This is a genomic window from Dyadobacter koreensis (assembly GCF_900108855.1).
Taxonomy (GTDB): Bacteria; Bacteroidota; Bacteroidia; order Cytophagales; family Spirosomataceae; genus Dyadobacter; species Dyadobacter koreensis.
In genome coordinates this window covers 155,107-176,737 of record NZ_FNXY01000005.1, presented here as the reverse complement: position 1 = coordinate 176,737, position 21,631 = coordinate 155,107, and the positions used below count along the sequence as shown (strand labels likewise).

Genomic DNA, 21,631 nt, shown 5'->3' with positions numbered 1-21,631 from the left:
ACGGGGTTTTTGCTTTATCTTTTCAATTGAATGCAAAATGACAGACCTCTCCCGCTATATAGACCATACCCTGCTTTCGCCAGCGGCCAGTGAAACAGATATTCGAAAATTGTGCGAAGAGGCCTGGGTTCACCAGTTTAAAGCTGTTTGTGTGGCACCATCCTATGTTGGGTATACCGTGGAAATGTTTGAATTCTGTCCCGTAAAAATTGAAATTGCGACCGTGGTCGGATTTCCTTTGGGATATTCAACTACGGAAACTAAAATTTTTGAAGCTCAGAATGCACTGGCAAACGGGGCGACAGAACTTGATGTGGTCATGAATGTTTCCCGATTCAAATCTATGGCTTATCTGAGTATCCGGGAAGAACTTAGGCAATTGGCTGAGATCGCACACAACGGGAATGCTTTGTTAAAAGTAATTATTGAAACGGCATATCTGGATTCATTTGAGCTTTATACCGCCTGTGAAATCTGCGCTGAATCCAAAATAGATTTTGTAAAAACTTCCACGGGATTTGGAGCCAAAGGAGCTGAAATTGAAACAGTGAAAAAGATGCGGTCCATACTTCCCCCTGAGATTAAAATCAAGGCATCGGGTGGTATAAAAACACGGCAGCAAGCCCTTGCCTTCATTGAAGCAGGTGCTGATAGAATCGGAACATCTTCCGGTGTGGCGATTTTAACGGAAGGATGAAACCAACAGTTTTGTTATTGAGCACAGTTCATCCGGCTACTGATCCACGAATTGTTTACAAGATCGCTCCGTCACTTGCTCCGTTTTATAACGTAATATGCGGGATATCAGGGAAAGCAGATCGCGCAAAAAATCAAAATATCCGGTTCGTAAGTTTACCGTTTTTTCGAAATTTGCTGGTTAGAATTTTATTTTGTCATCCTGTTCTTCTTTGGAAATGTTTACTTTTTCGTCCTTCGATTGTTCATATCTTTGTGCCGGAACTGATTCCCGCGGCATTTTTGTTCAAAATTCTGGGCGCGAAAGTGGTTTATGAAGTTCAGGAAAATCTCTATAAGAAATTCCCGATCAAGCGGTATAACAAGGCAATCATCTATCGCAGCTTATTCAAATTCTTTGATAAACTGGCACGCAAAAAATTTCATTGTGTATTTACGGAAGACGCTTATTTAAAGGAATATAAAAATTTGCCTTTGCCTCATGCAGTTATTCATAACTACGTTTCGTTACCCTTGATTGATGCCCATGCGGAAAGAGAAAGAGTTGTAAAATATCCTCCGGTATTTTTCTATTCCGGGGTGATATCGATGGAACGATCTTTTGATACGCTCATTGAAGCATTAGCTATTTTAAAAATAAAATATTCTGAATTTCATGTTCATTTATTTGGCAAGGTTCAATTTGACTGGGATGAAGCAAGAAGATTGCCTTATTTTGAGAATGTTGAACAACATCTGACATTTCATGGATATACCGATCTTCTGGAGGGAATAAGGTATTCGAGTGGCGCCACAGCCGGAATAGCTTTGCTGAAGCCGGTGGCTGATTACGCCGATTCTTATACCACAAAGCTGTTTGAGTATATGGCGTTAAATTTGCCGGTAATCACTTCCGATTTCCCCTTGTATCGGCAGGTGGTAGAAAGTTCGGCATGTGGGTTTTGCATTTCACCATATGATTCAGATGTCCTGGCGAAAACATTTGAATGGCTGATAGAGAACAAGGAGGCGGCGAAAACGATGGGACAGAAAGGAAGAATCGCAGCGGAAAATAACTATAACTGGGTAAGTGAGGAACGGATTTTGCTGCACTTTTATAAAAATTTATTTAAAATCCAAAAAAACAGAATTTTAACAACTTAAATTATTTGTATAATTTTATAAACTTATTATTGAATTGTTCAAATATTAAGTACTATGCTTTCTACGAAATATTTAACTTTCGGAATTAAACAGAATTGTAGATTGCGAAGTCAACTTCTCAACCATGTATATTAATACACTCAGTCATTATCTACCAAGTGAAGTAATTGGTAATGAATATTTTACAAATCTCAATAACCTGTCCAGTGAATGGATTGTTGAGCGCACGGGAATTTACGAACGCCGCAAAGCTGCACAAGGAGAGAATACTTCTACCATGGCTATTGAAGCCGTTAAGTTATTGCTGGAAGATAATATCCCTTTTAGTAAGAATGAAATTGACCTCATCGTAGGTGGTACTTATACGCCATATGATACCATAGTCACAGTTGCGCATGCAGTTCAGCATCATTTAGCTTTGCCTGACATTCCGGTTGTGACAATTTCTTCGGCCTGTTCATCCCTTTTGAACGCAATCGAAATTGTAGAAGGATACTTTGCGATGGGAAAAGCTTCGAAGGCATTGGTTGTTGTTTCAGATCATAATACAGCATACTACAATGAAAGCGATACTGTTTCCGGTCATTTGTGGGGAGACGGTGCTTCGGCCATTCTGATTTCAAAAGAAAGACAGTCTGACTCGGACATGCAGATTAAAAAACTGATTACGGGCGGTGCCGCGACAAGTGGAAAAGCAATTGAAGCCGTAGTGCTTCGGCCAAACGAACGCGGTGTGATTATGCCATTTGGTCGGGATGTGTTCCAAAATGCTTGTATCTATATGCCGAAGGTCAGCCAGCAGGTTTTGCAGGCTTGTGGTTTAACGATTAATGACCTGGATTATCTGATCCCGCATCAGGCCAATCACAGAATCAGTCTGAACGTAATCAACACACTTGGTATTCCGGCAGAAAAACTGATTTCAAATATTCAGTATCTTGGAAATACGGGTTGCGCAGGTTGCGCAATTGCACTTTCGGAAAACAGATCAAGATTTGTGAAGGGCCAAAATATTGTCATCACTGTTTTTGGTGGCGGATATTCGTACGGGGCAATGCTGATTACAATCTAATAAATCATCGGAACTGAATTAATACGACAAAGAAAAGCCTTGCAGATTTGATACTAATCAAATCTGCAAGGCTAATGTATTTCACGTCAGTCCTAGTTTGTCTCTGAAACTGAATACTTACCAGGTTTCCAGCTATTGTTTTGTGGATTGATATCCGGAAGCTGGTGATCAGGATCGATCGTTACGGATTTAAGCGGCTGTTGCGTATCCACTTTAAAAGTCCACTTTCCGCCACGCTGCCAAATTTCAACGGGCAATTCTACACGTGTTTTCTTGCCGCTCACTTCCTCTACATCAACTTTGGCAGGCATTGCGAATTGATCAAGATTTTCAATGGTTATGACTGATCCTTTTGAAGGGTTTTGTTCTATGTAAGCAACATCTTTTACACTTTGATCCAATTTATAATTCTCAAAGAACCAACCTTTCCAGAACCAGCCAAGATCTTCACCCGCTGCATCTTCCATGGTACGGAAAAAGTCATAAGGTGTTGGATGTTTGAATGCCCAGCGTTTTACATAAGCATGAAAAGCATAATCAAAACGGTCTTTTCCAAGAACTTGCTCGCGTAACATTTTCAAACCAATCGCTGGTTTATAATACGCTTCCCAGCCAAGATTCGCTGCCTGAACAACATCCGGAATCGTCATGATCGGATCGGCATTATCACGGAAAATAATCGGAGCTAAACGGTGCAGATCATTCATCTGGATATCTTTATACTCACCGTTATTGAAATTATCTCCTGAAAGAAAATTGATGAACGTATTAAATCCTTCGTCCATCCATGCATATTTACGTTCGTTGCTTCCAACGATCATCGGGAACCAGTTATGACCAAATTCGTGGTCTGTAACGCCCCACAAATCATCCTTGCGGCTTTTGCTGCTGCAGAAAACAATTCCGGGATACTCCATACCGCCAACAATTCCAGCAACGTTTGTCGCAACAGGATAGGTATACTCATGGATATAATTTGAGTAAAATTCAATACAACCCTTAACATATTCCGTCGAACGGCCCCAGCCATCTTTTCCTCCGTCTTCGGCAGGATAAGCTGATTGCGCCAAAGCTGTTTTTCCATTCGGAAGATTCATACGTGCAGCATCCCAGACAAAAGCCTTTGAGGTTGCCCAGGCTACGTCACGCGCCTGAAGACACTTAAATTTCCATGTCAGTGTTCCCGATTGTTTTGGGCGTGATGCAGGATTTGTAACTTCTTCAGCAGTACGGATCATTATCGTCTGATCACTTTTTGCAGCATCAGCCAGACGTTTTCTCTGCTCAGATGTAAGGACTTCGCCAGGATTCAATAATTCACCGGAACCTACAACGATATGATCCCACGGCACAGTAACAGCATATTCAAAATCTCCGTATTCAAGGTAAAACTCGCCGGCTCCAAGATAAGGAAGTACGTTCCAGCCTTCAATATCGTCGAAAACTGCTACACGTGGATACCACTGCGCCATTTCATAAACGATACCATTTTTCGTTTCAAGCGTTCCCATACGGTCTGAACCGTACTCAGGAATTTTGAAAGAATAAGTAATTTTGATTTTGATAATATCACCGTTCGGTTTCACTGGCGTCGCCAAACGAACCTGCATACGAGTATCCGTTATGATAAAGTTTGCATCCACGGCTTTGCCGCTTCCCTGCTGCACGGAAACAGCTTTGATCGCATCACCACCATTGAACCCGGTGTTTCCAAATCTTCCGCCTGTAATCGCAGTGGTTTTGCCCCCGCGCGAATCATTGTTAAATGCATTCTGATCCAGTTGAAGCCAGACAAATTCCAGTGCTTCGGGAGAATTATTCTTATAGGTAATTTCTACATCGCCAGATACCGTTTCTTCTTGTTCATTTAGAGCCACATTAATCTTATAATCAGCGCGGTTTTGCCAGTAACGGGGCCCGGGAGCACCACTGCCTGTACGATATTCACTACCTGGCTGAAAATTAAATAACGGGTGAAAAAGTACATGGGCATCGTACTTCGGTTTGTCCGCCTCCTGAGCGAAAACACTTACTGAACCCAGGCACCAAACTGCCATAAGCCATAAGCGATTTGATAAGATTTTCATTCGTATTGTTGAAAAGTAAAATATGTAATTGTAAACGAGCAATATACGGCTTTTCGCCTTTTTTAATATTAAAAAGTTTCATTTTTGCTATTCACCGGCGAATTTTATAAACTTCGTTTTTACATCAAAAACCGAGTTCATGCGCCAGCGCCTTACCGTCGATGCTTATACAGAAGGGATTCTTGCCGGCGACAGGATTATTCTCAGCCGCGCCATTACCCTTATCGAAAGCAGGCTAAAAAACGATCGGCAGATTGCTGGAAAAGTGTTGAAAAACATACTTCCAGCTACCGGAAGATCGCTTCGAATCGGAATCACAGGCGTTCCCGGCGTTGGAAAAAGTACATTTATCGAAGTTTTTGGGAAACACCTTACAAGCCTCAATAAAAAAATCACCGTCCTGACAATTGACCCCTCAAGCAAAAAATCAGGTGGAAGTATTCTTGCTGATAAGACAAGGATGGAAAACCTTGCACATGATCCACTCGCTTACATCCGGCCATCAGCAGCCGGATTATCGTTGGGAGGTGTCGCAAGAAATACGCGTGAGGCAATGTTGTTATGCGAAGCTGCAGGTTATGAAATCATCGTCATTGAAACTGTTGGCGTTGGACAATCCGAAACGTTAGTCCGCGGAATGACTGATTTTTTTCTCCTCCTTATGCTGGCAGGAGCAGGTGATGAATTGCAAGGTATAAAAAAAGGAATCATGGAAATGGCAGATGCTGTTGCCATTAATAAAGCGGACGGTAAAAATAAAACTGCCGCCCGGCAAGCGGTTGACGAATACCGGAATGCACTTCATTTATTTCCAAAATCAGACTCAGGATTTACTACTCGTGTGATAACCTGTTCTGCTTTGGAAGGAACCGGAATTCCCGAACTCTGGGAATTGATTGAGGATTATGAAAAACTAACCGCACATAATGGTTTTTTTAAACGAAACCGTCAGAGTCAGAATTTGGAATGGATGCACGATTATATCCGCCAGACGCTGGAAGATCAATTTTATGAAAATCCAACAATGAAAAAATCAGTAAAAGTTATTGAAAAATCGGTTTCAGAGGGTAAAGAACTACCGATAGCCGCCGCCCAAAAGCTGTTGAATGCTTTTTTGAAAACTAAAAACTAGGCGGTTTGTATTCAATATTTTAAGCGTAAAAGTCTTAATTTAATAATCGGTACAATTTTTACACTAAGTTTGAAGTTGAATATCATGTCAAGTCTTAATCAATAATCTCCTTCGCTATGAAAATTTTTAATCTGTTGAGCAAAACGGCTTTTTTGTCTTTCCTTCTTGTCGCATTTGTTTTTGTTTCCTGTAAAGACGATGATGATGAAACTCCTGGAACTGTCGACAATAATGAAATCGTTGGAAAGTGGCAATTGACCGCTGTTGAACCTGAAAATTCTTCAACAACTATACCTCAATTGTCTCTACTGCCAACACTTGCTCCATGTTATAAAGAATTAAAATTCACGTTTACGAATGATAATAAAGTAACGCTTTCTGATTGTGATGCAGCGGTTGCACTCATCGGTGCCTTTGTTAACATCGCTGCAGATACCAAATGGAAGGTTGAAACCGGAAAACTTACCTTAACAAACGGTTCAACAAGCAACACGTTCGGGCTGACTCAAAATCCGAATGACATGAAAATCGTTGTGAATACAAATACCACCGGGACAGGAACGCCCGTCAACGCAGTGATGAGCTTGAAAAGGCTGTAACGTAAGATATTATATATAAAATAGCCGGCTTGCATGATTGCAGGCCGGCTACTTTGTTTTCAGCTTAATTAAATTCCAGCAGATACTTAGCTTGAATGATCACAAATGATAAGCCACTTTCCTTTAATTTTTTTCCAGAGTAAAGTATAATGTCCTCCAATATCACCTTTTTCGGGACGCGTCAGGTTCCATTTCCCAACTAAAAACGCGGCATTTTTTGCTGGAAAAGTCAGATTGATGAATTCAAATTTCAGTGTTCCCATCGAAGCGCGGTCCGGATACCGTTTTAAATAGTTTTCATACGTTTGATTATAGCCATAAGTAACTCCGTTTTTTCCGACAAACATCAGAGAATCAGATTCCCAATAGCCTTTCATAAACGATTTAACGTCGCCTCGGTTCCAATCACCATTCTGACGATTGAGAATCCCATAAATTTCATCCTGATCCGCCTTCGACTGCGCTATGGCAAAGTAGCTTAATGATAATAGAAGTAAAGTCAAAACACAGTTTCTCATATTTTTTACGGATTTTTGTAGAAAGTTTCTTTCATTTAAAGATACAGGAAAGATTCATTTTCGAAATGATTTCTCCATAAATGTGTCAGAAAGTACTGTTTACAAATAACTGACTAGAATAATGAGCATGTTTGATGATATTTTTAAAAAGCTGGACCGCCAGAAATATCCATTTATTGATGGCCTGTACTATCTGTTTATTATCATTTTTATAGGCATCCTCTTTTTATTTTTCGCTTGATCCGTGGCTGATTCTTATTTATTTATAATTAACCCAAGCTCCGGTACTTCCATCGGACAGCATCCTGAAAAGATTTCCACAGCAATTGAAGACTTTGTGAAAATCAAAGGGGGAAAGGCACAGATATTTTTTACAGAAGGGCGCGGGCATGCGACAACGTTGGTCAGGGAAAATATTGACAAAGAAAAGTGGAAAGCAATCGTGGCTGTTGGCGGTGATGGGACGGTCAATGAAGTCGCAAAAGCATTAGTAAACCGCTCTACTCCGCTTGGGATTTTGGCATTAGGGTCAGGAAATGGACTTGCTCGCCATTTAGGTTTGCCATTAACACTCGACGCTGCACTGGAAAGACTCTTTTCAGGTTCGGTAAATACGATTGACTCGGCAGAACTTAACGGAATTCCTTTCTTTTGCACTGCCGGAATGGGATTTGATGCTTATGTAGGTGATTTGTTCAGTAAAGAAAATTCTCGCGGGCTTGCCACCTATCTGAGTGTTTCTCTGAAATCTTATTGGAATTATAAGCCTCAGTCATATAAACTCAACGGAAAGAAAATAGAAGTTTTTTCTCTCTCTTTTGCAAACGCCGGCCAATATGGCAACAATGCCTGGGTTGCGCCTCAGGCGAGTTTATTTGATGGGCAACTGGATATTTGCACAATCATTCCTTTTCCAAAATGGTATGGGTCAAACCTGACATACCGTCTGTTCACGAAGCAATTGAAACCTTCAAAATACATATCTTATCAACTTGCTCAGGATGCATTGGTCGAAGCTGACGAGCCGCCGATGATTCATTATGACGGCGAACCTTTGCAGCTTGATACCACTAAGATCGAAGTAAAAATCAAACCCAAAAGTCTACGGGTTATCGTTTAAACCGATTTGAAAAATTAAATTCTTAATCTTCTTATGTCTAAAAAGAACCGCTCCGGGATTATTTATTCAACCAATCCCGATTTCGAGTATTCTGATTCCAATCAGGACGAAGCAGAAACATTAGCACCAGCTCAACAGGATTTACGCATCTGGCTGGATCGCAAAGGCGGCGGAAAAGTAATAACGGTCGTCAAGGGATTTATAGGCACAAACATAGATCTGGAAGCTCTTGGCAAACAGGTAAAAGTATTATGCGGAAGCGGAGGCTCGGTAAAGGAAGGTGAAATCCTGATCCAGGGAGATCACAGAGAAAAAATAATTACCTGGCTGACCGGAAAGGGCTACAAAGCAAAAAAAGCAGGAGGCTGAAATAATTTTTGAATAACCAGGCTGCCAGAGCTGTGAATGATAGAATGAGTGAATAAGATGCCCAATCCGACATGCTATCATTCACTCATTCTATCGTTCAAATATTAAAGCACCTTGGTCGTATCAATCTCAGTCGGCTGCTCTGGCTGTACTTTTGGAAAATTGTTTGGATTTTGGGTTGCGCCTCCACTACCCGCCAATACTTCCACGTTCGTCACAAAGAATTTGGTATCTCCGTTCCAGGGAAGTGTAAAGAATTTTTCTTCGTAGGTAAGCGAAACACGGTGGCCGCTTGCAATCGCTTCTTCAAGTTTCGTAATAGCGTCTTTATTTTTTCCGCTAACGGAGAATGTCCATTCAGATGCGTTCAGGGAACCATCTCCTTCATATAGACCGCCCATTTTTAATTCTCCTTCGTAGGTTTTAAAAAGGTAACCTTTATTGCTCAGACGGGTGATAAACCCGCCGCGTTTTCCTTCACTGTAATAGCCAAAAGTCAGATAATATAGCACTCCAAAAACAACTGCCAGGAGAACAAGAATAATAACCCATTTACGCATGATTAGTTTGTCGGTTAAAAGTTTGTGTGATAATTAAAGCAACTTCGGAAAACAGAATGATTTTTCCTATCCTTATTTCGCCCGGATCGCGATAACGGGATCCATCCTGGCAGCTAACATGGCAGGAATAATGCCTGACAGAATACCAATGATACAGGAAACTCCAAGACCCAGGATAACATTTTTAGGTGTCAGAATAATCACCAGCGTGCCGAGCTGCATGAATGAAAGTAAGTATACAAGAAATATACCAACCAAACCTCCAACCAAACTTAACATCACCGCTTCAAATAAAAATTGGCAAAGAATTGAATAATTTTTTGCGCCGAGTGACTTCTGGATGCCAATCAGGTTGGTTCTTTCCTTAACCGAAACAAACATAATATTAGCAATACCAAACCCTCCAACAAGAATCGAAAAACTCCCTATTACCCATCCAGCAAGCGATAATACAGCAAATAAGCCCGAAACTGCCTGAGCTGCTGCCTCTGGTTTGTTGATTGAAAAATTGTTGTCATCTCTCGGTTTAATTCCACGTTTGGTTCGCATCAAGCCGATTACCTCAGCTTCCACTTCTTTCATACCTTCGTCACTTTCAAACGCTTTTACGACGATATCAGGATCAGGCCGGCCGGACTGGAACATTTTGGCAAAAGACCCATAGGTGATGATGCATTTCTTATCCGGATTTCCACCAAAATCGACCAGGCTCTCCCCTTTTTTTACCTGTACTCCGATGACGGTAAATTTATTTCCATTTAGCTTGAAAATTTTCCCTTCTGCCACCTGATTAGGAAAAAGCGCCTGCGCGATGTCGGCGCCGATAATTGCGACATTACGTGCATTAGTCGTTTCCATAGGCATAAAATAACGGCCGGTTGCCAGAGGTACCTCCGAAATTTCGCTGTATTCATACGAAACTCCCTGAATCAATGCATCAATACTGCTGGATCCATTTTTCAAGGTAATTCCACCTTTAAAATCCATTACGGCAACGGCACTTGCATTTTCAAGATTGTCGTACAAATATTTATATTCTGCGTTCGATGGACTTGGCCACTGAAAATATTTCCACCACTGATATTCTCCTCCAAAACCCCATGGCCATTTTTGTACATATAAAACCTTATCGCCAATCGCGCTCATACTATCGCGGATACTTTTTTCAAGCGAATCGACAATTGTAAAAACTGCAACGATGGCAAAAATCCCCACTGTAACCCCCAAAAGAGATAAAGTTGTGCGTGTAATATTGGATTGCAGCGCCTGCCAGGCAAAGCGGAAACTCTCGTATATCTGCCGTAAAAATTTCATAATAGCTTCATTGTCTAGATTTCTGACGCCTTGCTTTGAATTCCAAAAGTTAACGGGAAACTATCTTGCTCAAAAACAAATTAGTATAAAAGGTGTTTTGAGCGTTTGAGCAGCTGAATATGACGGAAAGCATACTAAAATCCCCTGAAATTATTTCAAATATCCAAGTTGATACAACTGCTCTTATTTACATTTACTAAATTACATTTAGAATCTATGAACACCAAGAAATGAATATACGCTACACTCTTATCCTGTCGTTTTCAATGATTTCCGGATTTTCAGCTGCCCAGCAGCAGGTTCAGGAATCCAAAGGTTTTTATCAGTTTTTAACGGATGATCCGAACCAAAAACCGTTTTACAATGATCGCCAAGGTGTTTTTGCCAAAAATGGTATGGTTGCAGCTGCACATCCCGAGGCTTCCAAAGTTGGTGTTGATATTTTAAAAGCTGGTGGAAACGCAATTGATGCCGCCATTGCAGTACAATTTGCTTTGGCTGTCGTTCACCCTTCTGCGGGAAATATTGGCGGCGGCGGTTTCATGGTCATTCGTGATAAAGACGGGAGAAGTTCAAGCATAGATTACCGTGAAAAAGGTCCCGCAAAAAGCGAGAAGGATATGTATCTTGACAAGGATGGAAATGTTATTCCCAAACTAAGTACGCTAGGACGGCTGGCTTCCGGTGTTCCCGGGTCGGTGGATGGTATGGTTGAAGCGCATACCCGATATGGAAAACTTCCCTGGAAAGATATTTTACAGCCTGCCATTGATTTGGCAAACAAAGGCGTGATACAAACCGAAAGAGAAGCACGCGGATTAAATGCGGTAAAAAAAGATTTGATAGCTCTCAATCCTGAAACTAAATATTTTCAGCGTGCAGACGGAAAAGAATGGTCTGCAGGAGACACATTGGTTCAGAAAGATCTGGGAAAGGTATTAAGCAGGATACAGAAAAAAGGCCGGAAAGGATTTTATTCCGGAAAAGTGGCCCGACTTCTTGCCAAAGAAATGAAGTACAAAAAAGAGGGGATTATTTCTAAAAAAGACCTCTCAGAGTATCATGCAAAATGGCGTGAAACAATTTCTGATCACTATAAAGGTTATAAAACCATAACGATGGCCCCTCCATCAAGTGGTGGAGTTGCTCTGATCCAGCTTTTAAAACTTACTGAGCCTTATCCTTTAAAAAAATGGGGATGGCATACGGATTCGACCGTTCAGGTAATGATAGAGGCAGAGAGACGTGTATATGCAGACCGTGCCAAATTTTTAGGAGATCCGGATTTTGTAAAAATTCCGACGGAAACATTGGTTAGCAAAGATTATCTGCAGCAGCGCTGGAAGGATTTTTCGTTTGATAAGGCGACGGACTCCAAAAATATAACCGGCGGTGTTTTTCCGGGATATGAAAGCACTGAAACGACACACTTTTCGGTGGTCGACAAAGACGGTAATGCAGTGTCGGTTACGACAACTTTAAACGGTGGATATGGAAGCAGAGTTGTCGTAAAGGGTGCAGGTTTTTTCATGAACAATGAAATGGACGATTTCAGCGTGAAAGCTGGCGCGCCTAACATGTATGGGTTAGTAGGAAATAAGGCAAACTCAATTGCACCCGGCAAACGTATGCTTTCTTCTATGACGCCAACGATTGTCGAAAAGGATGGAAAATTATTTATGGTTGTGGGAACACCAGGCGGCTCAACGATTATTACATCAGTTTACCAGACCATACTTAACGTACTGGAACATGGCATGACGATGCAGCAATCCGTTAACGCATTTAAGTTTCACCACCAGTGGCTGCCAGATAAAACAGTTTTTGAAGCAGGTGCTTTTACTGAAAATACAATTAACAAGCTGCAAGCCAGAAGTTATATCATTGAAAAACAACGCAATTCAATCGGTCGCATGGATTGTATCCTGGTCCTCCCGGATGGCTCGCTGGAAGGTGGGTCTGATCCGAGAGGAGATGATGTGAGCATTGGTTATTAAAATATCAGCGGGTCAGTTCTTCAATCAGCTTTAGATGCTGTGGAAAACTGGCCTGTAATGTTTCCCGGTCAGCCATTTCAAAATCTTCAAAATCGAATCCCGGAGCGACTGTACAACCCACCAGAGCATATTTACTGTCAGACGCAGGCCGCGAAGCAAACCAGGTATTGGCAGGAACAACGGCCTGAAATGTTTCACCCTTGTCAGGATTATCTCCAAGTCTGATAACATCGAGTTTACCCGAAACAGGATAGATCACAAAAATTTCCAATGTTTCTCCCTGATAAAAATGCCACATCTCATCAGACTTGATTTTGTGAAATGCTGAAAAATTATTCTTCTCTAAAAGAAAATAAATTCCTGTCGAAAATGACCGGTTTCCGGTAAAACCTGCTGGCAAAGCCGCCTGCGGAATATTCTCGAAAGACCTGTACGTTTCTGCATAAAAGCCTCCCTCAGGATGAGGAGCAAGATTATATTTTTCTACCCAATAAGTTGCCTTTTTCATAGTTTGTTGATTTGGTATTTAAAAAGTAATTACCCGAATACCGGCTTTTTCGATTTGTTCGGTTTCCTTTGTTTTCTTATTTGTTATCATCACATCCAGAGAATTTATCGGAGCAAACCTGAAATATTTATCTTTTCCAACTTTGGATGTATCGCAAAGCAGATAAGAAATTGCAGAATTTGCAAACATTGCCAGCGTTATTCCTGCCTCAATTTCACTAAAAGCGCTCAAACCATTTTCAACAGAAATCCCGTCGACGCCTATAAAAGCACGGTCCGCTTTGTAACGTCCGATGTGTTCTTCTGCAATTCGGCCATGCACTGCCTGTCTTTCCGGATCAATTTCTCCGCCTATCAGATTTATTTTCACTGACGAATTCAATAGTTCATAAACAACCGGGAGAGAATTTGTTATCACATGGATTTTCTTATTACGAATGAACTGACATAAGCGGAAAACCGTACTGCCGCAATCCATAAAAATGATATCACCTTCCTGAATTTCTTTCGCAGCCAGCCGGCAGATATTATCTTTCTCCTCTACATTGACTGCCGCCTTATTGGCAAAATGAAAAGGCGTTTTGGTCAGCTCAACTTTCATGATCCCGCCATGCGTACGGTAAACAAGCCCATCCGCAGTCAGAACAGTAAGATCACGCCGTACAGTAATTTCTGAAATAGCCAATTCATCAGCTAATTCTTTGACAGTCACTTCTCCCCGCTCTTCAAGGATATTTAAGATTATATTTTTTCTTTTTTGAAAATTCATAAATTTTTGTACATTTGATCAAATATAATCATTTTAAATCAAAAACGATCATTGGTCATGAATGAAAAAGTCAATCTTGTTTCCGAGGAAATCCTTTCAGACAACTGGTACACGCTGAGAAAATTTACCTTTGATTATCAGCTTGCCGATGGAAGTTGGGAGCGTCAGTCGCGGGAGGCCTATGACCGCGGAAATGGTGCCACCATCCTGTTGTACAATAGGGAAAAACAAACCGTTATTCTTACCAGACAATTTCGCCTGCCAACTTATACCAACGGAAACACAACCGGAATGCTGATCGAAGCATGTGCCGGATTGCTCGATAAAGATAATGCAGAAGATTGCATCAAAAGAGAAACCGAGGAAGAAACTGGCTATAAAATTAAATCTGTAAAAAAGATTTTTGAAGCCTATATGTCGCCGGGATCGGTCACTGAAATACTTTACTTCTTCGTCGCCGAATATTCAGCTGAGATGAAAGTAGGCGATGGCGGAGGATGTGAAACCGAACAGGAAAATATTGAAGTGATGGAAATTCCTTTCAATCAAGCCATTCAAATGATAAGTTCGGGAGAAATCAAAGATGGAAAAACCATTATGCTGCTTCAGTACGCACAGATAAATGATTTACTATCATAAAAAACGACAGAAGATATAAATCACTTCTGTCGTTTTTATATTTCCGATTTTATTGCGCTGATGGCGTCACAGCGGCTACATCGCCGTTTTCGGTAGATGTAGTACCTGTCGCACCAGCGCCTGTGAATTTATCGATCAAATCTTTTAAAAACTTTTCGGCATCCGGAAAATTGGATTTTATCGCTTCTGATCCTTTTGTTTTCAATTCCTGAAAATATTCCGGCGCTTTATCCACAGCTCCTTCAGCTTCTGCTTTTAAGTCGCTCGCTTTGGTTTTCAGATCTTCGAGAAGTTTCTCTCCTTCTTCGCTCTGAAGATACTTATGGGCTGCTACTCCGGCTGCTGCACCCAGAATAAATGTAGCCAAATGTTTTGCGTTAATGCTCATCGTTTTAAGTGGTTCGTTGATTGATAAGTGAATATACAATAAATAAGCAACTTACGGGTCAACAAATATTGTTCCACCTTACTTAATTTCGAAAGCAGCCTGCATGCGATAGCTTAACTTTATTTTCTGATACTGTACATCGCTATCTTGCACCATATCAGCAGATTCCATTGCACCCATCACGCGCATCGCAGCTTTCGCATACATTGGCTGCGGGTAGTTTACGTTATCTTCCACTTCTCTGATCTCCAAAACCGGTCCCAATTTCTGATCGACCGCTTCCAGCAGATAAGTCGCCTTTTCTTTCGCCGCTTTCAACGCGTTAATTTTAACCTGTTTCTTATATTCTTCTTTTTTAGAATGATCAACGCGTGCAACATTTGCATACTGCACACCACGGCTTTCGACTTTCGACAAAATTCCATCAAGCTTGTCGGCACGATCAACTTTCAGTTCATATTGTTTGCTTTCAAGGAATGTTGCAGGCTTTTTCTTCTTATCCGTATAATTCTGGTAACCACCTAACCCACTGATAGACAAAGCCTCCTTAGGTAACCCGGCATCTGCGACCGCTTTTATCAGCTGTTTTTCCAAAGTCGTAATGATGACTTTATCTTTTTGATTTTTTTCGTCATTAAAATATTCTCTCAGTGAAATACTAAAATATATTTCGTCAGGGATAACTTCTAACTCTGCGAAACCTGCTACTTCTATCTTTCTGGTTGGCGGTGTAACGGACACAGTGGCTGTTTGTGAAAATGAAGGATATAAAACGGCTCCCATTAAAAGCGAACTTAAAAGAATGACTTTTTTCATGGCCAAATTAAAATGATTAAATTAATAAAATAAATATCGTGTCTGTCAAAGTTTCAGCTTAACGGTGCAACCAAAAGCTTATTGCAGACACGATGTTTAGATATATAGATGCCTTTAAAGTTTAAAGGGTTGGAAAGGGATTCACACTTATTAACATGTTGATCAGGTAAAGTTGGCGTAAATCGAATCCATAATTCTCACAAAATGCTGATAATCTGCCTCATCCAGATCGCCCCAGCCTTTTCTCCGAATTTCAGCAACAATAGGAAATGCTTCACTATAAGTTGTCTGTCCTTTTTCTGTCAGGAAAAGATTGAACTTTCTTCGGTCGCCGGCAGCAAGTCCGCGTTCAACCAATCCTTTTTTTTCTAACAAATCAATGATACGTGTTACAGTAGGCGGATCCTTGAAAGTCAGTTCGGCCAGACCGTTCTGGCTGATTCCCTGTTCGCGGTAAATGTGATCAATAAGTACCCACTGATCAACCGTCAGATCGAAGCCTGCTTCAATCAATTGTTTTTGTAAAGCATTACGAATTTTTTTGATTGTTGTATCAATCTTAAAGAAATAGGCGCGGTGGTCAGAATGATGCGTCATGATAATGCTGGTATATGTCCAATACGAATAATTTATTTACTAACAGTAAGTCAGTCCAACTATTAGTCTACTAATAATTGAGGGGCAAATATTACTGAAATTTTAGTCTTTCTATCTAATGGTTGAAAATTCAATCAAAGATTTATCGCTTTCAAGTTGAAAATTATAATTCGAAGTGTTTTTTAAACCTCATTTATATCAAAAAGCCAGACAATTATTTATTGTCTGGCTTTTTGATATTTAAATTCTCTGGTTCAGCTGCTAGGCTGAATTTCTCGCCGCGTTAATAATTCCAAACATGGCCCGCATGATCAGCTGATTATAAGTTTCAACATCAACAGGCAACGTTTTTGGATCCTCTGCCAGCATTTGTAATGCATACTGCTGAATGGTGATTAGCGGCAATACAATGCGTTCGCGGATTTTGATCGAAACTTTCGTCACGTTATTGCTATCCAAAAGCTCTTTTTGTTCAGAAACTTCTAATAGTGAATCCAATGTCAGTTTAAACTCAGCATACATTTTATCCCAGAATTCCTTGTAATCTTCTTCGTCACGAAGATATTTGGTTGCCGGGAAAAATGCCTTCGAAAGTGACTGCATTGAGTTTTCTATTAATGTGCGGAAGAACAGCGATTTCTTATAAAGATTTTTTATTTCATCCCTTTTCCCATTTTTCGAAAGCTCCTGGATTGCAGTGCCGAATCCGTAAAAACCCGGCACATTTTGCTTCATTTGCGCCCACGACCCTACAAACGGAATAGCACGTAAATCTTCAAATTTCAATCCTTCATCACCATTTCCGCGTTTCGTAGGACGGCTTCCGATATTGGTTTGTCCATAAAAACGAAGCGGCGTTTTCTTATCCAGATATTTTACAAACATCGGATGATTTTTCAGGTCTAGATACGAATTGTAGGCAGCTTCCGCCATTTCCTCCAACAAATCCTTATCGTCAGGACTTAATTCTTCCTCTTTTCTATCTCCTCTGAAAAGGTGATTTTCAAGACCCGCTGTGAAAAGTCTTTCCAGATTATACATCGCTGTTGTAACAGTCCCGTAGTTAGAACTGATCGTCTGCCCTTGTACGGTCAACTGGATTTCTTTATCCTCAATATCTTTTCCAAGAGAAGAATAAAAGTTATGATTGTTTCCACCGCCACGTGCCGGAGGACCTCCACGGCCATCAAAGAACGTGACTTTAATCCCGAACTCTCGGGATACCTTTGTCAACTCCTCCTTGGCGCGATAAATCGACCAGTTTGCCCGCAGATAACCACCATCTTTTGTGCCATCCGAAAAACCAACCATAATCGTCTGGTGATTTTCACGTTTCGACAAATGATTTTTATAGTATTCATTGGTATAAAGCGTACGCATGATTTCCGGCGCATTCGCCAAATCGTCCACCGTTTCAAACAAAGGAACGACGTCGAGAGCAAGATAACCGCTTTCATCCGCAATCAGGTTTTTAGCCAAAGCAACTACCTGCATCACGTTTAATGCCGATGTATTGTTGCTGATTACGTAACGGTGAGCGCCTTGTTCGCCATTGATTCCCTGGATTGTTTTAATCGCCTTAATCGATCCAAGAATGTCTTTTGTCAATTCATCTTCGTAATCTTCAACTCGCAACGGAATATTAAGAGACAGAAGCAAATCTATCTTTTTGCTTTCCTCCCAATTTTCATAGTCGCTATATTTCAATAATGGGATTTTCTTTTCAAGTCTTTTCAGAATATCTTCCCATGCTTTGCCGTGTTTACGACTATCCTGACGAACGTCAAGACTTGCAAAGAAGAATCCGAACAGATTTAATTTCAGGATAAAATTGTCGAGAAGTTCAACAAATAATCCCTGATGTTTGTCTACCAGCACGACGCGGGCAAGCAAGAGTTCATCGATTAATTCCTGAGCATTGTTATATCCTTCTTCCGTAGGTCCAAAAATCGTGCTGTTCATTTTTCGTTCAGCCACCGAAATTGTATCTTCAACACCTTTGAAAGTCAATCGGCGTTTCAGATTGCGAATATCCCGGTAATAGCTGCGCAGCAACGTTTCACGCAGACGGTCGGCCACTGCTAAAGTGGTATCTGCATTCACAAACGGGTTACCGTCACGATCGCCGCCTGGCCAGAAACCAAGACGGAAAACATTCGGATATGGCCAGTCGTGCGCATTCATTCCCAAACCATTGATCAATTTGATAAGGATCGCAGGAATGGCATCATAATATACATTTTCAAGAAACCAGCATAAACTTACAGCCTCGTCGAAAGGCGTAGGTTTTTCATGATTGATAAACGCTGTCTTTCCAAGTTGAAGTAATAACTGATTTACTTCAGTAAAATCATTAACCTTGATCGAATCTTCAAGATCATTGATTATACCCAATACTTTTCCTGAATAGAACTGTGTGGGATGCGCTGTCAATACGATACGTACACTGAAATCTTCCAGTTTATTCAGAAGTTTTTGTCGCAGCGATTCATTATCCAAGCGGTCTGTCAAATAAGTGACAGACCCTTTACCATTCAATTCATGTGTTTGGTCGAATGCTGCATCCTCCACAGAATCAAACAGAACGACTTGTCTTTCAATGTATTGAATAAATGCAAAAAGAAGGTCGGTACGTTCTTTTGGCGTGGCTGTAACCAGCAACTCTTCAAAAAACAGCTCTATAATCTGTTTTGGCGATTTTCCTTCCTGAAACCCAACTTCACTATGCTGCGTTAATAACGGAAGTAATGAGCCAGTCTGGAAGATACCGCGGTACGGCAAACTTAAAAATAGGCTATTGAAAATATTGTACTTAGTAACAACTACGTCCTGGAAACTGTTATTCATAATAGCGTGACAAAATTTTATTTTGAGACCGGCAATACAAAACAAATATACCTGAAAAAAATCGGTATCAGGCCTTTGGATGCGCTTGTTGGTGTGTTTTTTTAAGTTTTTCTATGGAGTTATGTGTATAAATCTGAGTAGCAGCCAGATTTGCATGGCCCAGCAATTCCTTAATTGCATTCAGATCTGCACCCCGATTCAGTAAATGTGTTGCATACGTGTGCCTCAAAACGTGAGGACTTTTCTGCTGCAAGGTTGTTACTTCAGAGAGATACTTTTTGACCGTTCTTTGAATAAAAACCGGATAAGCCGGCTTTCCTGAATCCGTTAAAATCAGCGCTTGTGTAGGTTCCTCAGGCGACCGGTAAATAAGGTATTGTTTCAAAAAATCAACCAGCAGGCTTGATATTGGAATCAAGCGTTCTTTGCCACGCTTTCCCGTTACCCGTATAATGCGCGACTCGAGTTCTAAATTTCTTAGTTCAAGATCAATTAATTCGGAAAGACGAATGCCTGTTCCATATAATAGTTCCATAATTACTCGGTCGCGGCAGCCAGTGAAATCATCTGTAAATCCTTCCGAATCAAAAAGTGATTCCATAGCTTTTTCATCAACGAAAGCCGGTAGTTTTCTCCGCATTTTCATCGATGTCAAAATCCCGGAAGGATCTTTGGTAATAAATTTTCTTCGGCGCAGAAAGCTGTAATAGGATCGCAAGGAAGCCATTTTGCGATTAATTGATGTCGGATTTAATTTCTCCTCCATCAAACTGACAATCCATGAGCGCAACATTACAGAGCTCGCCGTTTCAGGCTTGTCAAGTTCATATTGGAACAGCAAATACTTTCTAAACTGGTCCAGATCAGTCCGGTATGAGATCACCGTATGTTCACTGGATCGTTTTTCAAATGCCAGGTATTCCAAAAAGGGCTCTATCATGGCCCTAACGTACAAAAAAGGGCTGTCTTATACAAGACAACCCTTTTTCACAATGTTATTGCATGGGATATAATTATCCCATCCTACTTTTCAACAGAAAAACAATTCAAAAAGAACTAGTCTTCCAGGTGACCGTAAGTTTTTTCTTTGTATACCGCACGCAAAACTTCGAAACGACGCTTTACAGATGGTTTTTCGAATGCGGTACGAGAACGAAGCTGACGCATTGTGCCAGTTCTTTCAAATTTCTTTTTGTAACGCTTCAAAGCGCGATCGATCGATTCGTTGTCCTTAATGTTAATAATAAGCATGCTTATAAGATATAATGTTCTTTGAACTGGTTTTCTGAAATTGGACTGCAAAGAAAAGACTTATTAAACAGAAAATCAAGAAATAACTCATTAAAAATTAGGTATTTTTTGCAACTTGCCCATTATAATGAAGGGATTAACCGACTAACCACCGCCTATGAGCTCCCGATTGGGTATTATTGATTTAGGAACAAACACATTTCATCTGCTGATTGTTGAAAAAAATGGCGAAAATATTGCTACGCTTTTTCATAAAAGCCAGCCAACCCAGATTGGACTGGGTGGAATCAACAAAAAACTCATTACAGATGAAGCGACGGAGCGCGCGCTGAAAGTGCTTCATTTTTTCAGGGAACAGCTTGATATTTTCGGAGTTTCAAAGGAAAATACTTTCGCGTTTGGAACAAGCGCCATAAGAAATGCAGAGAACCGCGATCTCTTTTGTGAGAAAATTCTGAAAGAAACCGGTATCACAATAACTGTTATTGATGGAAATCAGGAGGCTGAATATATTTACAACGGCGTCCGGACAGGAGTAAATTTAGGAAAAGAACCTTCGCTCATCATGGACATTGGTGGCGGCAGCGTTGAGTTTATTATCGGAAACGAAAAGCAGATATTCTGGAAACAAAGTTTCGAGATTGGCGGACAACGTCTGATGGAAAAATTCATGAAAAACGATCCGATTTCTGAAAGCGATAAAAAACGCTTATACAATTATTTCGATGAAAATTTGATTCCGCTCGCCAATGCAGTGCACCAGTATGCTCCCGTAAAACTGGTCGGATCTTCCGGAACATTCGATACACTTGTGGACATTGATTATCAATACCGTACAGGAGAATGGCCTTCACGGACTCAAACTGATTTCGTAATATCTCTTGACGAATTTTATCGGGCATACGCACTGATTCTTTCCGGGAATCATGATGAACGCATGGCGATTCCTGGTATGATTGCGCTTCGCGTTGATATGATCGTTGTCGCAGTTTGCCTAGTTGATTATGTATTAAAAAGCCATAAAATCTCCAAGATACAAGTTTCCAGCCATGCGTTGAAAGAAGGCGTTCTGGCAAAATTGCTCGATCTCTGAAATTCCGCGCAACTTATTTTTCGAAAATCCCTCTTTCAACGGCACACGAAAATCGTTGGCGGTGAAAGGGGGATTGCCATACCATCCAAATTATTATTTTTGTTTACTCAATCATTA

22 protein-coding genes are annotated in these 21,631 nt (G+C 40.8%); 10 read left to right on the top strand and 12 right to left on the bottom strand.

Going from position 1 to position 21,631, the window contains the following annotated elements:
- Positions 1-37 precede the first annotated feature (37 nt).
- The 3 genes from deoC (at position 38) to BMY70_RS16325 (ending at position 2,911) form a co-directional block, all read left to right on the top strand.
- On the top strand, positions 38-697 hold the full coding sequence (deoC, locus tag BMY70_RS16335; protein WP_090336935.1) for a deoxyribose-phosphate aldolase: 660 nt from the start codon (positions 38-40) through the stop codon (positions 695-697).
- Positions 694-1,839 carry a glycosyltransferase gene (locus BMY70_RS16330; RefSeq protein WP_090336932.1) on the top strand — a complete coding sequence of 382 codons (1,146 nt, stop codon included), beginning with the start codon at positions 694-696 and terminating at the stop codon, positions 1,837-1,839. Before deoC ends, BMY70_RS16330 begins: the two co-directional genes overlap by 4 nt.
- 124 nt (positions 1,840-1,963) lie before the next feature.
- Positions 1,964-2,911: a 3-oxoacyl-ACP synthase III family protein gene (locus BMY70_RS16325; RefSeq protein ID WP_090336930.1), complete on the top strand. Its 948-nt coding sequence runs from the start codon at positions 1,964-1,966 to the stop codon at positions 2,909-2,911.
- Positions 2,912-3,003: 92 nt separating this feature from the next.
- Here BMY70_RS16325 and BMY70_RS16320 read toward each other — a convergent pair whose 3' ends face one another.
- Positions 3,004-4,998, bottom strand: coding sequence for a M1 family metallopeptidase (locus BMY70_RS16320; protein ID WP_090336928.1), 1,995 nt, complete (start codon positions 4,996-4,998; stop codon positions 3,004-3,006).
- A 139-nt stretch (positions 4,999-5,137) separates the two neighbouring features.
- On the opposite strand from BMY70_RS16320, the gene meaB reads away from it, so the two are divergent.
- Together meaB and BMY70_RS16310 are read left to right on the top strand one after the other, a co-directional pair.
- The gene (gene meaB / locus BMY70_RS16315; RefSeq protein WP_090336925.1) at positions 5,138-6,130 is read left to right on the top strand and encodes a methylmalonyl Co-A mutase-associated GTPase MeaB; all 993 of its coding nucleotides are present in this window, start codon (positions 5,138-5,140) and stop codon (positions 6,128-6,130) included.
- 116 nt (positions 6,131-6,246) lie between these two features.
- Entirely contained in the window at positions 6,247-6,729 is a 483-nt protein-coding gene (locus BMY70_RS16310) for a lipocalin-like domain-containing protein (protein ID WP_090336923.1), read from the top strand.
- Between the two features lie 86 nt (positions 6,730-6,815).
- On the opposite strand, the gene BMY70_RS16305 is transcribed toward BMY70_RS16310, so the two are convergent.
- Positions 6,816-7,247 (bottom strand): YybH family protein, encoded by a 432-nt coding sequence (locus BMY70_RS16305; RefSeq protein WP_090336921.1) that lies wholly within the window; start codon positions 7,245-7,247, stop codon positions 6,816-6,818.
- Positions 7,248-7,491: 244 nt separating this feature from the next.
- Here BMY70_RS16305 and BMY70_RS16300 point away from each other — a divergent pair, with 244 nt between their 5' ends.
- Both BMY70_RS16300 and BMY70_RS16295 read left to right on the top strand, forming a co-directional pair.
- The gene (locus tag BMY70_RS16300) at positions 7,492-8,367 is read left to right on the top strand and encodes a diacylglycerol/lipid kinase family protein (RefSeq protein ID WP_090336919.1); all 876 of its coding nucleotides are present in this window, start codon (positions 7,492-7,494) and stop codon (positions 8,365-8,367) included.
- Between the two features lie 33 nt (positions 8,368-8,400).
- Entirely contained in the window at positions 8,401-8,736 is a 336-nt protein-coding gene (locus BMY70_RS16295) for a translation initiation factor (protein ID WP_090336918.1), read from the top strand.
- A gap of 104 nt (positions 8,737-8,840) precedes the next feature.
- On the opposite strand, the gene BMY70_RS16290 is transcribed toward BMY70_RS16295, so the two are convergent.
- Positions 8,841-9,296: a DUF8785 domain-containing protein gene (locus tag BMY70_RS16290; protein WP_229209648.1), complete on the bottom strand. Its 456-nt coding sequence runs from the start codon at positions 9,294-9,296 to the stop codon at positions 8,841-8,843.
- Between the two features lie 72 nt (positions 9,297-9,368).
- Positions 9,369-10,610, bottom strand: coding sequence for an ABC transporter permease (locus tag BMY70_RS16285; RefSeq protein ID WP_177197046.1), 1,242 nt, complete (start codon positions 10,608-10,610; stop codon positions 9,369-9,371).
- Between the two features lie 230 nt (positions 10,611-10,840).
- On the opposite strand from BMY70_RS16285, the gene ggt reads away from it, so the two are divergent.
- A complete protein-coding gene (gene ggt / locus BMY70_RS16280) occupies positions 10,841-12,607 on the top strand; it encodes a gamma-glutamyltransferase (protein WP_090336913.1) in 1,767 nt (588 codons plus the stop codon).
- Positions 12,608-12,611: 4 nt separating this feature from the next.
- On the opposite strand, the gene BMY70_RS16275 is transcribed toward ggt, so the two are convergent.
- Together BMY70_RS16275 and BMY70_RS16270 are read right to left on the bottom strand one after the other, a co-directional pair.
- The gene (locus BMY70_RS16275) at positions 12,612-13,115 is read right to left on the bottom strand and encodes a cupin domain-containing protein (RefSeq protein ID WP_090336910.1); all 504 of its coding nucleotides are present in this window, start codon (positions 13,113-13,115) and stop codon (positions 12,612-12,614) included.
- Positions 13,116-13,133: 18 nt separating this feature from the next.
- The gene (locus tag BMY70_RS16270; RefSeq protein WP_090336908.1) at positions 13,134-13,883 is read right to left on the bottom strand and encodes a DeoR/GlpR family DNA-binding transcription regulator; all 750 of its coding nucleotides are present in this window, start codon (positions 13,881-13,883) and stop codon (positions 13,134-13,136) included.
- Positions 13,884-13,940: 57 nt separating this feature from the next.
- Here BMY70_RS16270 and nudK point away from each other — a divergent pair, with 57 nt between their 5' ends.
- Positions 13,941-14,522 (top strand): GDP-mannose pyrophosphatase NudK, encoded by a 582-nt coding sequence (nudK, locus tag BMY70_RS16265; RefSeq protein ID WP_090336905.1) that lies wholly within the window; start codon positions 13,941-13,943, stop codon positions 14,520-14,522.
- A 49-nt stretch (positions 14,523-14,571) separates the two neighbouring features.
- Here the strand turns inward: nudK and BMY70_RS16260 are convergent, their stop codons facing one another.
- From BMY70_RS16260 to rpsU, 6 genes are all read right to left on the bottom strand, one after another.
- Positions 14,572-14,910, bottom strand: a complete 339-nt coding sequence (locus BMY70_RS16260) for a YtxH domain-containing protein (protein ID WP_229209647.1) — start codon at positions 14,908-14,910, stop codon at positions 14,572-14,574.
- Between the two features lie 78 nt (positions 14,911-14,988).
- Entirely contained in the window at positions 14,989-15,726 is a 738-nt protein-coding gene (locus tag BMY70_RS16255; RefSeq protein ID WP_090336903.1) for an SIMPL domain-containing protein, read from the bottom strand.
- 162 nt (positions 15,727-15,888) lie between these two features.
- Complete coding sequence (locus BMY70_RS16250; protein WP_090336901.1) at positions 15,889-16,323, bottom strand: MarR family winged helix-turn-helix transcriptional regulator; 435 nt, start codon at positions 16,321-16,323, stop codon at positions 15,889-15,891.
- Positions 16,324-16,584: 261 nt separating this feature from the next.
- The gene (locus BMY70_RS16245; RefSeq protein ID WP_090336899.1) at positions 16,585-19,170 is read right to left on the bottom strand and encodes a phosphoenolpyruvate carboxylase; all 2,586 of its coding nucleotides are present in this window, start codon (positions 19,168-19,170) and stop codon (positions 16,585-16,587) included.
- Between the two features lie 67 nt (positions 19,171-19,237).
- Complete coding sequence (locus tag BMY70_RS16240) at positions 19,238-20,110, bottom strand: tyrosine-type recombinase/integrase (RefSeq protein ID WP_090336897.1); 873 nt, start codon at positions 20,108-20,110, stop codon at positions 19,238-19,240.
- A gap of 116 nt (positions 20,111-20,226) precedes the next feature.
- Positions 20,227-20,421, bottom strand: coding sequence for a 30S ribosomal protein S21 (gene rpsU, locus BMY70_RS16235; RefSeq protein ID WP_090336895.1), 195 nt, complete (start codon positions 20,419-20,421; stop codon positions 20,227-20,229).
- 157 nt (positions 20,422-20,578) lie between these two features.
- Between rpsU and BMY70_RS16230 the strand changes: the two genes are divergently transcribed.
- Positions 20,579-21,514 (top strand): Ppx/GppA phosphatase family protein, encoded by a 936-nt coding sequence (locus BMY70_RS16230; protein WP_090336893.1) that lies wholly within the window; start codon positions 20,579-20,581, stop codon positions 21,512-21,514.
- Positions 21,515-21,631: the final 117 nt, after the last annotated feature.

Coding starts and splice junctions, on each gene's coding strand:
- deoC (WP_090336935.1), top strand. CDS start 38: ATGACAGACCTCTCCCGCTATATAGACCATACCCTGCTTTCGCCAGCG.
- BMY70_RS16330 (WP_090336932.1), top strand. CDS start 694: ATGAAACCAACAGTTTTGTTATTGAGCACAGTTCATCCGGCTACTGAT.
- BMY70_RS16325 (WP_090336930.1), top strand. CDS start 1,964: ATGTATATTAATACACTCAGTCATTATCTACCAAGTGAAGTAATTGGT.
- BMY70_RS16320 (WP_090336928.1), bottom strand. CDS start 4,998: ATGAAAATCTTATCAAATCGCTTATGGCTTATGGCAGTTTGGTGCCTG.
- meaB (WP_090336925.1), top strand. CDS start 5,138: ATGCGCCAGCGCCTTACCGTCGATGCTTATACAGAAGGGATTCTTGCC.
- BMY70_RS16310 (WP_090336923.1), top strand. CDS start 6,247: ATGAAAATTTTTAATCTGTTGAGCAAAACGGCTTTTTTGTCTTTCCTT.
- BMY70_RS16305 (WP_090336921.1), bottom strand. CDS start 7,247: ATGAGAAACTGTGTTTTGACTTTACTTCTATTATCATTAAGCTACTTT.
- BMY70_RS16295 (WP_090336918.1), top strand. CDS start 8,401: ATGTCTAAAAAGAACCGCTCCGGGATTATTTATTCAACCAATCCCGAT.
- BMY70_RS16290 (WP_229209648.1), bottom strand. CDS start 9,296: ATGCGTAAATGGGTTATTATTCTTGTTCTCCTGGCAGTTGTTTTTGGA.
- BMY70_RS16285 (WP_177197046.1), bottom strand. CDS start 10,610: ATGAAATTTTTACGGCAGATATACGAGAGTTTCCGCTTTGCCTGGCAG.
- ggt (WP_090336913.1), top strand. CDS start 10,841: ATGAATATACGCTACACTCTTATCCTGTCGTTTTCAATGATTTCCGGA.
- BMY70_RS16275 (WP_090336910.1), bottom strand. CDS start 13,115: ATGAAAAAGGCAACTTATTGGGTAGAAAAATATAATCTTGCTCCTCAT.
- BMY70_RS16270 (WP_090336908.1), bottom strand. CDS start 13,883: ATGAATTTTCAAAAAAGAAAAAATATAATCTTAAATATCCTTGAAGAG.
- nudK (WP_090336905.1), top strand. CDS start 13,941: ATGAATGAAAAAGTCAATCTTGTTTCCGAGGAAATCCTTTCAGACAAC.
- BMY70_RS16260 (WP_229209647.1), bottom strand. CDS start 14,910: ATGAGCATTAACGCAAAACATTTGGCTACATTTATTCTGGGTGCAGCA.
- BMY70_RS16255 (WP_090336903.1), bottom strand. CDS start 15,726: ATGAAAAAAGTCATTCTTTTAAGTTCGCTTTTAATGGGAGCCGTTTTA.
- BMY70_RS16250 (WP_090336901.1), bottom strand. CDS start 16,323: ATGACGCATCATTCTGACCACCGCGCCTATTTCTTTAAGATTGATACA.
- BMY70_RS16245 (WP_090336899.1), bottom strand. CDS start 19,170: ATGAATAACAGTTTCCAGGACGTAGTTGTTACTAAGTACAATATTTTC.
- BMY70_RS16240 (WP_090336897.1), bottom strand. CDS start 20,110: ATGATAGAGCCCTTTTTGGAATACCTGGCATTTGAAAAACGATCCAGT.
- rpsU (WP_090336895.1), bottom strand. CDS start 20,421: ATGCTTATTATTAACATTAAGGACAACGAATCGATCGATCGCGCTTTG.
- BMY70_RS16230 (WP_090336893.1), top strand. CDS start 20,579: ATGAGCTCCCGATTGGGTATTATTGATTTAGGAACAAACACATTTCAT.